Below are 15,544 nucleotides of genomic sequence, written 5' to 3' on the forward strand. Positions count from 1 at the left end.
ATCCGTCCCAGTTTTTTGAAAATATTTTTTCATTCTGAGGACTACCCCCCAAGACAAACAGGGAGTTCTACTCATGGATTTGGGGCATTTTCAAAATGAAGATTGAGGATCGGCACCCCAGTGAAAAAGAGGGGCGAGATGGTCATATAACCAGATATGGGTAAATGGCCATAAATAATTATCCAGGCCCTGAACTTGCACAAATGAACGTCTATCCACATGAGGAAGCGCACGACATCCTGGCAGGAGGTTACAAAACCATGCAGATTGAATCCGAGCCCAGCTTGGGAACCACCATCGCTGAGAACCTCACCCTGGGAACCTATGTCTGTCAGGACAACAGACTGATTTATCTCAATCAGCGTTTTGCCGACATTTTTGGTTTTTCTGACCGAGCAAGCCTGCTCCACCGCGACCTGTTTTCCGAGGTCTATCCGGATTCCAGCACCCTCGACCTTTTCAGGGATATGCACGCCAAAATGATTGCCGAAGACATCCCGCACGCCGGCTGGGCGCAGCCGTCCGCCCGAGCGGATGGTTCGATTTTCTGGATGGAGATCGAAACCAAGCGGGTAAGTCACAACGGAAGACCGGCTATTGTTGGCACCTTCAAGGACCAGACGGACTGCCAGATGATGGCCGAGGCCATGGTGGTCTCCCAACAAACCCTGCGCCTACTCCTTGATGCCATGGAAGACCGCGTCTACGTGGTGAGCGATGACCATAAAATCATCTATGCCAACCAAAAAATGCTGGCGTCCTGCCATGGCGACATCAACACAGATCCGTGTCACAAGCTGTGTCGTGGCTCAGATGCTCCATGTGAAGACTGCAGCCGCGATGAGGTATTCAAATCCGGGGAACCCCTCTACAAGGAATTTTTCAACCAGGCCAACAAGGCCTGGTATTCGGTCATCGAACTGGGCATCCGCATGCCTGGCATCAACAAACCCGCCAAACTGGCTGTTGCCCGCGATATCACCAGCCGTAAGGAATCAGAGCAGCGCATACGCGCCCTTTCCCATCGCCTCCTGAACGCCCAGGAAGACGAGCGCAAATTTATTTCGCGGGAATTGCACGACGACCTGGGCCAGCGACTCAATGCCGTCAAGATGGCGACGGAAACCCTCGCCGAAGATATCGTGTCGCAACCCGAAGCGATCCAAAAACGACTCGCCGCCATCAACGCCCATATCCTTTCTTCCATCAATTCCGTGCGCAAACTGTCGGGAGCCCTGCGACCTTCTTCACTCGAGCGCCTCGGACTGGTCGACGCTATCCACGACCACATCAAGAAGGTCCAGGCAATGCACTCCTTGAATATCGACTTCAAGACTGGAGGGATGAAAGAGATCCGCCTCAACAGCGACGCAGAGATCAATATTTACCGAATTATCCAGGAAGCTCTGAACAATGTGGCAAAACACGCCGGAGCCAAGCAGGTCACCCTTCGCCTGACAGCTTCCCATCCTGACATTTTTCTGAGAATTCAAGATGATGGTGTCGGTTTCACCATCAAAGATCAAATGAATCCGATCAACAGCGGCAACAAGCTTGGACTGGTGGGTATGTACGAACGGGTTCAGTTTCTTAATGGCAAGTTCAAAATTGTTTCGGAGCCCGGCAAGGGCACCCGTATCCTGATAGAAATTCCCGTGCTGGAGAATTGACCATAACCCTTAGCTTGACAGGAAGACCCCATGACACCCAAAAAACGCGTTCTACTGGTTGACGACCATCCCCTTTTCCGCGAAGGGCTTAAAAGTCTGATTGCCCGTACCGGCAGCTACACGGTCATCGGTGAGGCTGGCAACGGCCAGGATGCCCTCAGGCTGGCCCAGGATCTGCGTCCGGACCTGGTGACCATGGATGTATCCCTGCCGGACATGACAGGTATCGAGGCAGCGCGGGGCATCGCTCAAAATCAGGGTGGCATTAGAATTCTCATGCTTAGCATGCATCCCCGCTTTGAGTATGTGGCCGAGGCATTCAAAGCCGGTGCCCACGGCTACGTCGTCAAAGAGGCCACCAGCGCCAAACTGGTTCAGGCCATGGATACGCTGCTACGAGGAGAATATTACCTGGATGGCAACGTCTCCCAGGAAGTCGTGGGGCAACTCGTTTGCGGGAACGGCAAGGAATCGGGAAGCGACGAGCGCTACAGCCTGCTCTCTCCCCGCGAACAACAGATTATGCGCCTGATCGTGGAAGGACACACCACCAAGGCCATTGCCGAGCAGTTGGGACTGAGTCCCAAAACCGCAGAGAATCACCGGGCCAATCTCATGAAAAAACTGGATATTCACAGCCGGGTGGAACTGGTGCGCTATGCGGTCAAACTGGGACTGGTAGACCTGGAAACACTGTAAATTCAGTTTGGCAGGACAACGGCAGAAAAAAAGCCCGGGGATGCTCCTCGGGCTTTTTCATTTCATTGCAACTGGATGGAATAACGGAGTCTTTCCGGGTCCGGCTTGCGCCGGACCCGGTATGAGGTTGATGGTTATTTATTCAGCGTGATCGTGGCCGTCTCATAGTCGACGCGGGAACTGCCGTTGTAGACATAGACACGGGTCAGGTACTGGTAGTAGGTTCCCTTGTCGTAGGTCGATACGGCCCGGAAGGCCTTGGTCACCGTCAGATCCGTCTGATCATCTGTAACCCACTGGTAGGTCCCGTCGCCCCAGTAGAGCAGCAGGCGGGTGTGGGTCGGCATGTTTCCGAAGGTGACTTCCGCACTATTGGTACCGGCAATCTGACTGTAGCTGATGGTGGTGTCAGGTGCCGGCGCCACGACCTTGACGTACTTCGAGTCGGCGGCGCGTTTGCCTTCTTCATCCTCGACATACAGCGTCACCAGGAAGCTGCCGGTCGTGGTGAAGGTGTGGCTGGCGGTAGCGCCGGTCAGGGTCGTGCCGTTGCCATCGTTCATCAGCCAGGAGTACGTGAACGTACCCTGGGTGTTGGCGTTGGTGTCGGCCACGAAGTCAAAGGCCGTGTTGACCGTAACCTCGGTGGCCGGCGCCGAGAAGACAGCCACCGGATCCACGCCGATACCGAAGGCGGCCGCGTTGCTGAGGGTGTCCAGATAAGCAAGCCAGGCGTCGCGACCAGCGTAGTCGACACCGTTGATGCCCTTGACGGGAGCGGCTTTCCACTGGGCATTGGCAATCAGGAAATTACCGGAATCCGCCTGAGGATGCAACCGAACCTGATAGCCAGGATCGGCCGTAAGGGTGATTCCCCCAGCCCCATTGTCGGTAATGGTGAATTCAAAATCGCCGGTGGCAAAGCCCCCCAGATTAGCCAGCAGAGCGGTCAAATCGGCCACGTTGCCAGAAACAGCCCGGGTGCGGGTGGTGATAACACCCGTTTCGGTGTTTTTGGCCTGCACCTTCAGCAGCCACCCCTTTTCGTTGCCGGCAAACCCGATCGCTCCCGTGGAACTGTAGGAATCGGCGAAGTCGGCATTGGTCATAAAGGTGCCTTCGTACAGGGCTTCGGAACGATCAACATCCCGCACCGTCTTGTAGCTTTCCGGCGTGCCATCTCCGTCGGCATCCAGACTGAGAGTGCCGTTGGTCGCCGTCACGGCGATAGAGCGATTGGCGACCTTGTTCTTGGTATTGGGGTGGAAGTCCGTGGGCTGCGTGGAGCCGTTGGCCTTGGTGTAGGGGACGAAGTCATCGTTCCAGTACATGGTCATGTCGTCGCCGACCATGCGCATGGCCCCACGATAGAATTCAGAGCCGGCGGCATGGCAGTCGGCGCAGCCGTTGGCGCCCCAGGCCAGCGCCGCTGGGGAGACGCTGTGCTGATCCTTGAAGGGGACCCCCATGAAGGACAGTTTGGTCTGGGCCTTGCCGGTAACGCCTGCCCAGCCATCGACCGCGGCGTTCATGGCGGCAACACGGGCGTCGATGGCCGCCGCCGTCACGTTACCGTGGGTGTCTTCGGTAAGGGATTTCCAGCCGTTGGCCTCATTGACGGCCAGCACCTGGGTCATGAGCAACGCATCCATGCCACCGCCGCGACCATCGAGGTTGGCGTCAAAGTCGATGTCGTTCTTGTCGCGGTAGAACATGGTGTTGAGAATACCGACGCGCAGCAGTTTGCCATTGTACCAGGACAGGCCGGTACGGTCGGTCATGTTGTTGCGGTCGACGTATTGGTTCTCATGATCGGCCAGACGACCGACCGGGTCGGCGCCCGTAGCATCGACCACCGCGCCGCCGGTGTTCCACACGCTGCTGGAGATTTTGCGGCTGTGGCAGGCCGAACAATCCATCAGATCGATGTGACTGATGTTGGCGACGCCGTCAATGCCGCTCTGCACGATACGCGCGGTCAGGCCGGCCGCCTGGTGAGCCGCGGTGGGATCGGGCGCTCCGAACTGTTCGGCGCCGTTGGTGCCGGTCAGGTGACAGCCTTCACAGCCCTTAAAGGCCACGTTGTCGTTGCCGTTATAGAGTGAACTGTAAGGGGCATTTCCCTTGGCCGGATCGTGGCCGAGCAGTCCCGTGCCCATCTGAGGATAGAGTCCACCGTCCTCAGAGGTAAAGGGACCGGGCTGAGCGGCTGTCGGCATACGCTCGTGGCAGCCCATGCACCCGTACATGTAGTGCACTTCGTAATCGTGCTCACCTTCCCAATGGTCGCCGCGCTTTTTCCAGTCCACGGCGTATTCACCCATATGACAGGAAGCGCAGTTTTCCGAAGCCGGCGTACGCTTGACAAAATTAGCGAAAAAGCTCGAAGGAATGATGGCATGGCCGTTTACATCTTCAGACAGCTTTGCGGCGTCATAAACAACAGTGTTCCCATAGCCGGCAGGAGCCTCGTCCGCCGTGGGAGCCCACACCAGCGTGTTCGCGGTGGCAAAACCAGCGCCAACCGCGCGGGTGGCATCGATCTTGGCCTTGCGCAGCACGGTATTGCGCTCCTCATACTGGTAGCCTTGCAGATGACACATAAAGCAGTCGACTTCCATCACGCCCGTATTGGCGTAATCGATATGCATTACTTCATTCTTGTTGCCATCGCCATCGACGTCGTAGTTATCGATGAAGTAGTTGAAGGCGGTAATGTCGGTCTTGAGAATCGGACCGGAACCATTGACGTCGGTGGTCTTGATGTTCCGCAGGGGGGTGCGGGCGCCCAAAACAGTGTAGGGCACATACTGCATGGCACCGCCGCCAACGTGACATTCGCCGCAGTCCATCATGTTGCCTGCCAGCGACAGGTCGACCTTTTTAGCGAAGTCTGTCAAATCGGCATACTTGAAGGGTTTCATCAGTTCGCCGGCACTGTTCAGCAGGGAATTGACTTCATTGAATTTACCGGTAGCAGGGTCATAACTGGAGGTACCGCTGTTGCCTTCGAAAAGTCTCGCCAACTGGCGAGCGGAGGGCGGTCACCACTTGCCTACGTGGCCGGGGCTCTGCACCCAGTTCTTGCCTTTGGGTGCCACACCGGATTTGTAGGTGTTGGCGGAATCGGGGTTCCACATATCCCAACCCATCTGCTGGTTGGCCCCGATCTGGACATGGTAGGAATGCTGCTCGATGTTCGCATAGATGTGACAGGTGCCGCAGGTGTTCTGGGCGCTGTAAGCCGGCTGCGGGCCGGCGGCATTCAGATCAACGTACTCACCTCCCGGACCACGAAGGACGACATCGGGATGGACCAGGGCCAGGGCACTGCCGGCTCCCAATAGACAGAGCATCAGCGAGGCAAGTATCAGCTGATACGTTCGCGCTCTTTTCAAAATCTTTATCATTTTAAGGCTTCTCCTTGAGTATCACTTGTTGGATTTGGTACACGTTTTCTGTCCAATACGAGTGAACTATTCTGTGAGAGGGCACCTCCATGGGCCGGGACCGTTTATGGGTTTTTGGGGAACGCCATAAAGAGGTCCGACTGTTTAAAGAGTTTGAGCCGAACGCTAGAAGCCATTTCTGCAGCAACTGTGCCTTTACACAATTCAATTTGCCAAATCCCACGATTATTTCGCAAGTTGCCGAGATCTTAATCTGTTTTTAAAAAGGCTGAATTATATTTGTTTTTTTCACCATGAGGGATGAGTGAAGGGTTTCCCCTAATTCACTCACGAAAAAGGGGGAAATCCCCAATGAGAAAGCCACCTCTCTTGGCAGGGAGGTGGCTTTTCACCATGATTAAAATTGTTTTTAATACAGTTTGGGATTACTCACATGACAACTCACCGTGCAGGTTCGCGCCACAGAGTCATAGCTGGCAGTGAGGGGATCGACAAAGCGAGTATCGAAATTGATCAGGTGGGCATTGGCCGTAACTGTCGCACCCCTGGCGGCAGGCACACCATGGGGATCGTGACAGGCCGAGCAGGGAACCTGCTTGACCTGGACGTGAGAGACATGACTGTTGCCAAAGGTCGAGACAGCCGGATTAAAGAGCGCATCCGGATCGTGGCAACGAAAGCAAAGAGCGTAGTTGCTGGCGGCATAGGGCATGGGGTAACTGTCCTGTTCGTATTGGGCCAGCAGCAGATGGGGGTAGATAGAACCGTGCGGGCCATCGGCCCCTGTCCCGCCTGCTCGACGGCTGTCGTCACTGGCATGGCAGTCCACGCAATAGATAGAGTCCGCCTCGCTCCACTCGGGCCTGAGGCTGGGCACATGGCTATTTTTACCTGAGCCGATCACCGGGTGATAAGAAGGATTGGCCAGATCGAAACGCAAGCGTTCGTTACTCTCCTGGATGACGCGGGGAACGGACACCGCGTAAACAACCTGGTTGTCGGCGTGGCACTTGAAGCAGACTTCGTATTCATACACCGCTTCTTCGACTACCGTCCCGGCGGCACTGACACCGCGAACCCCCTGCAGACGGCCGCTGATGTCTGGCGCCGCGGACATGGGCGCATCCTGGGCGTTAAGCTGGTGGGCGTTGTGACAGTCCTGGCACTCCACATGCTTACCCATGGTTCCGGGGTTTTCACGGATGTCGTGTATTCCGGCCGTCGCGGTAACGGGATGAACATAGAGCTTATTGAAAACACCCTGGACATCGACCCCGGAACCGCCGCCATTGTGACAGTTGGCCAGACAGTTGCTCTCTTCCGTCGTCCCCCGCAAAAGGTGACTGAAGCCGGTAGCCCCATGGGACGCATGGCAGTTCTGGCAGCCCATCTCCGCCATGGTAGCGTCCGTGGCGTGGCTGCTGGCGCTCCATCCCGTCTTCGCATGACAGCTTGTGCACAATCCCGAGTAAGTATTGTCCATGACCAGAAACATGCCGTAGGGATCCTTATGCGGATTGTGGCAGGCGGTGCACTGCAGCATCATCCCGTCTTCAAGGTGAATCTCCACCGGCAGCAGGGCCGGATCGACCAGCTCTCCTCTTTCGGTGGCCAAGGACGACGTATAGGCCAGAGAGATGGGATGGTCATCGGCCAGATCGGTGCCGAGATTGCTGCCACCGGGAGGCAGCGAACTGATCCCCCCTGTCATCGGGACTGGGTCTGGCCTGCCGAAGAGCATCCCCACGGCAATGGTACCGTCGTGACAGCTCAGGCAGAGTCGTGCCCCTCCGGTGGGCTGACCGGGAGAGGAGACCAGGGTCGTCGAGGCATACAGGTTGTAGATGGCACTGCTCATCTGCCTGTTCCAGAGCGGGGTGACGTCGCTGGCATGGTGGGGGGTATGACAGAAAACGCAGACCCGGTCTTCCGTCGTCGCCTTGATGGTTCCCGGGCCGCTGACCGAGAGATTGTGCTTGGTCGCCAGAATGTCGGCCATCCCGGTTTGGGGGGTCAGCAGCATCGCCAGTAGCGTCAGCAGGCTATAGAAGGATTTCACGGAGACCTCCGTTCCTGGTTCTCGACCACAGGCTCTTTCAGGTATTGAAAAATCTGGACCCTGCGGTTATAGGCATCGACCACGTAAATCCGGTCCTGACCGTCAATGTGGATTCCCGCCGGCATCCAGAACTGCCCCGGGCCGTCACCGCTTTCGCCAAAGGCCAGCAAAAGCCGGCCGTCCCCATCAAAGATCTGCACGGCGTCAAAGAGGGCATCGCAGACATAAATATGGCCTTCGCTGTCCGTGGCCACCCCCTTGGGCTTGGCAAAGCTGCCGGCCGTATCCCCCGCGCGACCGAAGGAGGTGATCAGCTGTCCTTCGAGCGAAAAAACCTGAATGCGGCTGTTGAGAGCGTCGGTGACGTAGAGGCGCCCGTCGGCAATCCACACATCCGTCGGATAATTGAAGCGACCCGGCGCGTCCCCACGCCCCCCAAAACGCAGCTGTTCGATGCCGGCACGGTCAAAAGCCACCACCTGGTGTGCTTCGGTTTCCGATACGTAAAGCCAGCCATTGCGGGGGCTGAAGGCAATGCCAGTCGGCCGGCGCAGCACAAAGGAGAAGAGGGGCTGCATCCTTGCTTCTTCCGCCAGCACATAGATAGCCCCTTTTTCCGAATCGGTCACATAGAGGCGCCCGGTATCGTCCGCGGTGATGCCGATGGGTGAAAGGAGCCCCTGCCCTTCTCCGACCACGGTAAAGGTTTTTGCTGTCACATCGATACGATAGAGTCGTCCGGCCCCGGGGTCGGTAACCCATAATTGATTTTCGGATGTCACAGACACCCCGTAAGGCCGGCGAAAGCCTGTCTCTTCCCGGCCGAAGAGAGTATCCCTGAATTTCTGCCAAAAGCCTGTCCGTTCGACGACGTCGAGGGATGAGCGAATTTCTGCCAGGTATTGGATTCTGGGGGGCAGCGGCGCGCCGGGCCACACCAATCGTTCCGGCGGCGACAGTTCAGGCTCCTGCCGGAGAGCACAGCTGCTCAGCCCCAGGGTGACCAGCGCCAGAAGAACCAATCTCAAGCAAGCGCGTCTGCAGAAAAGAGTTGTAGCCATAAAATCCGTATGACCTCTCAAAAGTAGCGTCGCACATAAAGATACAGGTAATCGTTGCGTTCGCGGCTCTCGTCACTCCACGTCCACTCCACCTCCGACTGCAGGCGAAACTCCAGGCGGCCTAACCAGTACTGGTATCCCAGCGTCACCGACAAATTATCTTCGTGGATACCGTCGCCCCGGCTGACGCGGCCCAGCCCCCGTAGATTGAGCCGGCCGTTGCGATGAACAACGCGACCAAAGTCAGCGGAAAGACTCAGGACGTTTCGCCGGGAATCCCGCCTGACGGGCGCCCCCTCGGCACTCGCCAGCAAGGTCTCGGTCAACGTATATTGATTTTTCAGACGCATGGCCAACTGACCGGCGAACAGGTCGCGGCGGCGGAAGAGATTGCCGACAATGGATTGCTGGTTCTGCCAATCGCTGCGCATGTCTTCATAGTGAACACCGGCGCTGCCTCCGTCGAAATTGTGGTCGAGGCCAACCAAAGTGAAGCGGGTATTACTCAAATACAGGGAGCCGGGGTCAGGGCCGTCAGGCTCCTGCCGGCTGCGACCATAATTAAATCTCATCTCCCAGGTATTTCCCAAGGTGTTCAGGGTGACGTTCAGGTTGTCCGTGGTCGTGGTGTAATCGATACTCGGATCCACCCGATAGGAATAATCGACGGACAGAACGGTACCAGTGGGGATGGCGGCCCCGTCAAGAACAAGGAGTTCGGTGCGCGCTCCCACCACCTCTAGTTCAAAATCGATCCCCTCCTGGTAAAGGATAAGGCGGTCAGCACTGAAGACCCTTACCGTTGAGGGCACGATGAAGTTCTGCTCCAGAAAGTCGCGGCCATCTGTAACCATTAGCGTTTCAGCGACTACCGTCAGTTCATTACTGGCAAGATCGCGATCCGTCATGGCGACCCGCCGCCCCAGATTCAGGCCGAGACGACTATCGCCGGGCAGTTGTTTCGTATAGTTCAGGTTTAAAGACCCTCCGCGGGTCTGCTCTTCGCCATTATTGTATTGGCGCTTTTCCAGGTCGGCCTGAACCCTTGTCACCAAACTGGAAAACAACCGATGCTCCAGACTGAATTCTTCTCGCTGCCGGTCCCGACGTTGCCCCTCGGTCTCATCCCTGTCCAGGGTGTGAGCGGCGGTCACCGTCAGGGCCTTGCCTGGTACCAGGCGCAGACGCTCTTCCCACAGCGAACGTTGCGACTGGCGGCTGCCGGTTTCGCTGCTCAGGCGGTAGCGCGAATCCAGCGTGTGGGGACGGGCGACATTTCCAAGGGTGAGCTGATTCGTGACGGCCACCTCGTAACTGTCACTTTCCAGGGCCGGCAGACTGTTGGCATAAGTCGTGGCATTTCTCATCCGACTGGCGGAAAAGCCGCTTTGACTGAGATTGTAAACACGATGGCTGACCTGGAAGCGCATTTCCTCCACGGTCTGAGTACGGTCGAGGGAGAGCCCATCGGTCTGCGTTTCGTTGCTCCGGTAGAGAATGCTAGCCGGCAGATAATCGTTATGCAGCTGAAGACCGACACTGTTGCTGGTCACCGTGCGGTCATAATCTCGGCCAAAAGGAACCAGAACCCGCTCCTGAGCGTAGCTGGTCAGAAAGCTGGCCGGCACCGGGGATTTGTCGAACAGGCGACCATCCAGATAAAAATCACCCCGGACCCCTTCCCAGTCGCGATCATTCCCCCGCCCGTCGCTGCGGCTGAAGGTTTGGGCCAGCCCTAGATCCACACTAAAGCGCCCGCTCCACCAGCGATGATCGAGCAGGCCGTAAAGGCCTTCAAAATGATAGGATTCTTCCAGCTCGTGATCGGCGGAACTGTACGTGCGGCTTCCCGACGAACTGCGGGAATACCCATTGAGCTCATAGGCCGCCTCCCCCCAAGAGCGAAAATCACCCAATAAAAAGAGCGCCCTGGGCTGGGCCAGAGCGCCCGGGGGCAGAAGCAGAAACAGAACGACCACAGCGCAAATTCTCCGGAAAACCCGGTATTTTTTCTGGAGGCAATGTCGTCGTGGTGTCAAAGGCATGAAAAAAACCGGGCTTGGAGGTGATGGCCGCTGCAGGATCGTCAGCGGAGGAAATAACGGGCCTGCCCTGAATGAGGATCATGACAGTCGCCACAGGCCATCGACCGGTCTGATACCTTTTGATGCATGGTGGCCGCCAGTCGTTCCTCCCGGTGGCAGCTTTGACAGATCTTTTCCGGTTGTTGCCGCAGGAGAAAAGGGTTGGACGAACTATGGGGCAGATGGCAGGCAAGACAATCACCGACAGCCACCGGGCCATGGACAAAGGTTCCGGCAATGATGGTGTCGTGGCAGACAAAACAGAGTTCCTGTCTGGGATGAATCAGCCCGCCGTTCTCGGTTTTGCTCTGGGCATGGCAATCGTTGCAGCGCTTTTCCGTGTAGGGTTTATGATTTGACCCTGTCGCAGCCGGGCCCTGCCCCTCCCCCTGAGCAGCGGTTGTTTTTTGCGCGTCCAAATAACCCGCACAGATGTCGTCAGGATTGGGGGGAGCGGGCACCCCATCAAAAACCGTCGAAAGGACCTTGTGCCGCGTCACCGGATCGCAGCCACAGAGCATCCCGAGACAGCAAAGTGAAGCGGTCAGAAAAAAAATCAAGGTCCAGCGGTTGTCATGTTTGCTCGCCATCGATTCATCCCGCCCAGGAAATCACCACTACTTCGAGGGACTTCCCTCTTTCTCGCGGCGCTGCTGCTCTTTGCGCCTCTCTTCCTCGGCCTGACGATAGAAGGCGTCATAATCCACCCCGCGCATGTGCCCCAAACCATAAATGGACAACTTCGCCGGACCTTCCTGATTGGCGACAACAATCAGTTCACTCAGTTCGAAGTCCTTGGCCGCCAGAGCCTGGAAGTAGTCGAGCCCCGTGGAAGACACCGCGATGCCGGCGGGAATGTTCAGAGACCCTCTGGACTGACCGGGATCGCCGAAAAACATCAACAGGCGATAATCCCGGTTGAACATCTGCACATTCTGAAAAGCGGCATCGACGACATAGAGTCGCCCATCTTTCCCAGCCGCCACCCCTCGGGGACGACTGAACTGACCGAAACCATCGCCAAGTTTGCCGAAGCCGCCCAGATAATTGCCATCCCGGTCATAAGAGAGGATCCGGCCGGAAAGTACATTGCTGATGGAAAACTTACCCTGGTCGTCCAGGGTCATGCTGATGGGCAGACGGAACCGGCTGTCCGGTTCGCCCGTGTTGCCGAACTCACTGTTCTGCTTGCCGCTCTGCCGATCGAGCACCCGAATACTATGGTTTTCCGAATCGAGGATATAGACCTGACGAGAATCAACCGCGACGTCGACCGGTTTCATCTTCAGATCGTCGCCATAGCTGCGGACGAAATTGCCCAGAGCGTCGTAAGCCAGCACCAGCCGCCGCTGGGTATCGGCCACAAAGAGCTGTCCTTCGCGGTCTACGGCGATCCCGGTCGGCTTTTTGAGGGAACCGGGGCCGAAATTGCCCTTGAGCAGTTCAAAACGGCCTTCTTCCAGGTCGATCACCACGACAGTACGCTGCATGGTGTCCGACACATAGAGGGTCGTGCCGTTGACGGCCACACCATAGGGTTTGACCAGCGTGCGAACCTGAGTTTTCTGGTTGCCGTTTTGGACACTGAAAAGAGAAAAACCGTCTTCCTTGGCCTCAACATCGCGGGAATCCCTGATTCCCAGTAGAAACTGGATGCGCGGGGGATTGGGCTCGGGGGGAAAAAAGATCGGATCTTTAGATACAGTCGTTTTGCCCGCACATCCCGTCAAGGCTCCTAGAATGCAAAAACATAAAACAACCCCCCTGAGAATTTTTCCCTTCATGCCATCGTTGTTCCTCATTTAGCGTTGCCTCCCATAATGGTGTGGTCCAAATCAAGAGAATGAAGGCTGCAATCTTCATACCCGGGGGATAGACGATCATGCCCTCTTTATTTTTCCCAATTTCGATATCTTCAATAAGACCAGCCACACCCCGAGGCCGTCATTTGCACAATAATTCACGCCTTTTACCGGAACGTCGGGCAGAACCTGCGCAATAACGTGAAAGGGCCACTGGCCAAAGCCAGTGGCCCACATTTCAGCAGTCAGCAGTCAGCAATTTACTTGGCGTGACAGCTGCGGCAGATCTGCGAATCGGCCTGAGGTGCATAGAGGAAGTAGGCGTCCATAACGGTGTTGGCGCTGTTATGAACATCGTGGCAGCTGGCGCAGGTGAAGGTGGTTCCATCCCAAAGGACATCGGCAATGGTTACACCTTTGGTGCTGCCCATGAACGGCGTGGCGGCATCGTTGATCTCGTTATCCGCCGTGGCGACATCGAGGTAATTGAAGCCGATGGGATGGTCGTTCATGAGGATTCCACCGGTACCGACAGCGTATTCATTGTAGAAATCGCCGACCAGGACGTCATTGCCCGCCTTGCCATAATAGGAGTCATAGGCGACGACACCGTCATGACAGCTCATGCACAGACGAGAAGGACCATCCACGACATCGAGGCTGACCACCGCATCCAAAGTCGCACTGGTATAAGGCATAAAGACTTCCTGGGTCAGCGGTTTGGTCCACAGAGGCATGTAATCGGAAAGACTGGCGTCTTCCGCATGGTGAGGAGTGTGGCAATAGGCGCAGACGCGGCCCTGAGCGTCAGGTACATCGTCCAGCATAGTCATATCATGGGGCGAACCAACGATACCGCTGCCGGGAGTATAAGAATTCGTGGCAGCAAAAGAAACAGTGGCAGAGAGTGCGACGGCGCACAAAGCGATAAGCAACTTCTTCATCTTGCTCATTTTGGATCTCCTTTGAATTCATTAAAAAATACGTTTGTAAAAACCTCCATTGTCCACGTTCAGCTCTTTTCTCACCTGCCCTTCGGCCGCAGACACCCCATGTGCAGGGACCATCCGGAGCAGTGACCATTTCCTCCCCCAAAGAAGAAATGATCTTGTGTTGCTGTCTTTCCATTGAGCAAGGGCAATGCCAAGAGGCAATCTCAAATTTTATTCATTTTTTTCTTTATATTTTCAATATGTTATAAAACACCCCCCAAGCACACCCCACCCCATACCCAGGGTGTCTCTCGGGATAGACTAGGGGGTGCTCCTTATCTTTTTATGACCTGGTGCCTTGCCATTTACCCACCTTGGCCACCTTGAAGGCCATATCCCCACCCGTCAAAAACAAAAAAAAAGACCCCGCAACAGCAGGGTCGTGAAAGTCGGTATCTTTAGGTAGGGGGATCAGGGGTTCTGGTAATCCACAGGATTGTAACGATCATAGAAGAGACTGCGATGACAGCCGGGCGTGCAGCCGCCTCCTGTCGCTGTTTTCTCAAAACGGGTGGGAATGCGCCAGTCGCCAAAAGCGGCCCCCTGTTCGCTGACCAGTTTTTCCAGGTTGCTGGCATGGGGCTCATGACAGGCCCGGCAACTGCGCCCCTTCCAGGGATCGGCGACGTGGACGTAATGGAGATTGTTTTTGCCATTGCGGAAGTCGGTATAGATGGAGGTCTCGGGGAATCGCAGCATGTCGCTGTCGTGGCAGTCCATGCACAGGGCGTAGGTATCCGGCTTGAAAGGCGCGTAGAAACCTGCCGGATAGGCGTTTTTCAGCAGTCGGAAATAATCGGAGCCGTGGGGATCGTGACAGGCGGCGCAGGCCCCTTCGGCCACGGGCCCATGCAGCATCGATTTGCCCTCGAGTTCACGCGCCATGTTTTTAAGGGGCCGGGAGCGCCGGTTGTCATCCTTGCCATGACAGGAGAGACAAACCTCCTGTTGCGGGGCGGGAAGCAGCGCCGGGTAATCGGAAAAATGCGTGGAATGACAGGCACCGCAACTTTCCTCCCGATAAAGCGGCGCGTGCCGGGTAGATGATTTGGTCAGTTTGTCGCCGAAAGCCGGGTGGCAGCCGAGGCACAGGTCGGGTTGCGCCTGTTTCAGCAGTTTTTTGACGGAAGCGGCATGAGGGTTGTGGCAGGTGGTACATTCGGATTCGCGCACGGCCGTATGAACGATGGGAGATTGCTCAAGCCCCTCCGCCATGTCGGCATGGCAGCGGGTACAGGTTTGCACCGGCGATTGCCTGAGAAGAGAAGCGGTATTCGATTCATGGGGATTGTGGCATTCGAGACAGGCGCCGACAGCGGCGGGGCCATGCATGACCTGGCCCTCGAAACCCTGCTTATCGTGGCAGCCGAAACAGAGTAGGCGTACATCCCCCTTATCGACGCTGAGCAGCGCTGGCCTTCCCCCGTGCGGGTCATGACAGGCGGTACACTCCCCCGCCTGGGCCGGTGCGTGGACCATACGCTTTTTACCTATTTCCTCATGACACGGACTGCACAGCTTCGCCCCGCTCTCCACAAGAACGATCGTCGGGCGCCCTTTCTGCGGATGAGAAGCGCCCTCGGTTTGGTGGCAGGACAGACACTCCCCCCCCTGCACCGGCGCATGGCGAGAATCCTGTGTTTGCATACCGGCGTGGCAGCCTGAGGTGAGGCAGTCCTGAGCCAGGGCCGCAGACCATTCACCCCAGAAGAGAAAGATAGACACCAGAAGAAGGGCTAAACGGCCACTGAACACGGGTGGGCACAT

Annotated in this window: 11 protein-coding genes; 2 read left to right on the forward strand and 9 right to left on the reverse strand. The window is 56.6% G+C overall.

The features are described 5' to 3' along the window. Positions 1–260 precede the first annotated feature (260 nt). Together MJO47_RS14095 and MJO47_RS14100 are read left to right on the forward strand one after the other, a co-directional pair. Positions 261–1,670 (forward strand): PAS domain S-box protein, encoded by a 1,410-nt coding sequence (locus tag MJO47_RS14095; RefSeq protein ID WP_253961750.1) that lies wholly within the window; start codon positions 261–263, stop codon positions 1,668–1,670. 30 nt (positions 1,671–1,700) lie between these two features. After that, on the forward strand, positions 1,701–2,369 hold the full coding sequence (locus MJO47_RS14100; RefSeq protein ID WP_253961751.1) for a response regulator transcription factor: 669 nt from the start codon (positions 1,701–1,703) through the stop codon (positions 2,367–2,369). Between the two features lie 134 nt (positions 2,370–2,503). Here the strand turns inward: MJO47_RS14100 and MJO47_RS14105 are convergent, their stop codons facing one another. From MJO47_RS14105 to MJO47_RS14145, 9 genes are all read right to left on the reverse strand, one after another. Further along, positions 2,504–5,395, reverse strand: coding sequence for a PKD domain-containing protein (locus MJO47_RS14105; RefSeq protein WP_253961752.1), 2,892 nt, complete (start codon positions 5,393–5,395; stop codon positions 2,504–2,506). An 18-nt stretch (positions 5,396–5,413) separates the two neighbouring features. Then, entirely contained in the window at positions 5,414–5,779 is a 366-nt protein-coding gene (locus tag MJO47_RS14110) for a cytochrome C (RefSeq protein ID WP_253961753.1), read from the reverse strand. Between the two features lie 409 nt (positions 5,780–6,188). Further along, complete coding sequence (locus tag MJO47_RS14115; protein WP_253961754.1) at positions 6,189–7,838, reverse strand: cytochrome c3 family protein; 1,650 nt, start codon at positions 7,836–7,838, stop codon at positions 6,189–6,191. Further along, entirely contained in the window at positions 7,835–8,866 is a 1,032-nt protein-coding gene (locus MJO47_RS14120; protein ID WP_253961755.1) for a 6-bladed beta-propeller, read from the reverse strand. Before MJO47_RS14120 ends, MJO47_RS14115 begins: the two co-directional genes overlap by 4 nt. 50 nt (positions 8,867–8,916) lie before the next feature. Next, entirely contained in the window at positions 8,917–10,878 is a 1,962-nt protein-coding gene (locus MJO47_RS14125) for a hypothetical protein (protein WP_253961756.1), read from the reverse strand. Positions 10,879–10,985: 107 nt separating this feature from the next. Then, positions 10,986–11,573, reverse strand: a complete 588-nt coding sequence (locus MJO47_RS14130; RefSeq protein ID WP_253961757.1) for a cytochrome c3 family protein — start codon at positions 11,571–11,573, stop codon at positions 10,986–10,988. A gap of 27 nt (positions 11,574–11,600) precedes the next feature. Beyond that, on the reverse strand, positions 11,601–12,785 hold the full coding sequence (locus tag MJO47_RS14135; RefSeq protein ID WP_253961758.1) for a hypothetical protein: 1,185 nt from the start codon (positions 12,783–12,785) through the stop codon (positions 11,601–11,603). A gap of 260 nt (positions 12,786–13,045) precedes the next feature. Then, positions 13,046–13,738, reverse strand: coding sequence for a cytochrome c3 family protein (locus MJO47_RS14140; RefSeq protein ID WP_253961759.1), 693 nt, complete (start codon positions 13,736–13,738; stop codon positions 13,046–13,048). A 450-nt stretch (positions 13,739–14,188) separates the two neighbouring features. Then, positions 14,189–15,544, reverse strand: coding sequence for a cytochrome c3 family protein (locus MJO47_RS14145; RefSeq protein WP_253961760.1), 1,356 nt, complete (start codon positions 15,542–15,544; stop codon positions 14,189–14,191).

It is taken from the genome of Desulfuromonas sp. KJ2020 (assembly GCF_024197615.1).
In the GTDB taxonomy this organism is placed as follows: Bacteria; Desulfobacterota; Desulfuromonadia; order Desulfuromonadales; family SZUA-540; genus SZUA-540.

Coding starts and splice junctions, on each gene's coding strand:
- MJO47_RS14095 (WP_253961750.1), top strand. CDS start 261: ATGCAGATTGAATCCGAGCCCAGCTTGGGAACCACCATCGCTGAGAAC.
- MJO47_RS14100 (WP_253961751.1), top strand. CDS start 1,701: ATGACACCCAAAAAACGCGTTCTACTGGTTGACGACCATCCCCTTTTC.
- MJO47_RS14110 (WP_253961753.1), bottom strand. CDS start 5,779: ATGATAAAGATTTTGAAAAGAGCGCGAACGTATCAGCTGATACTTGCC.
- MJO47_RS14130 (WP_253961757.1), bottom strand. CDS start 11,573: ATGGCGAGCAAACATGACAACCGCTGGACCTTGATTTTTTTTCTGACC.
- MJO47_RS14135 (WP_253961758.1), bottom strand. CDS start 12,785: ATGAGGAACAACGATGGCATGAAGGGAAAAATTCTCAGGGGGGTTGTT.
- MJO47_RS14140 (WP_253961759.1), bottom strand. CDS start 13,738: ATGAGCAAGATGAAGAAGTTGCTTATCGCTTTGTGCGCCGTCGCACTC.
- MJO47_RS14145 (WP_253961760.1), bottom strand. CDS start 15,544: ATGTGCCCACCCGTGTTCAGTGGCCGTTTAGCCCTTCTTCTGGTGTCT.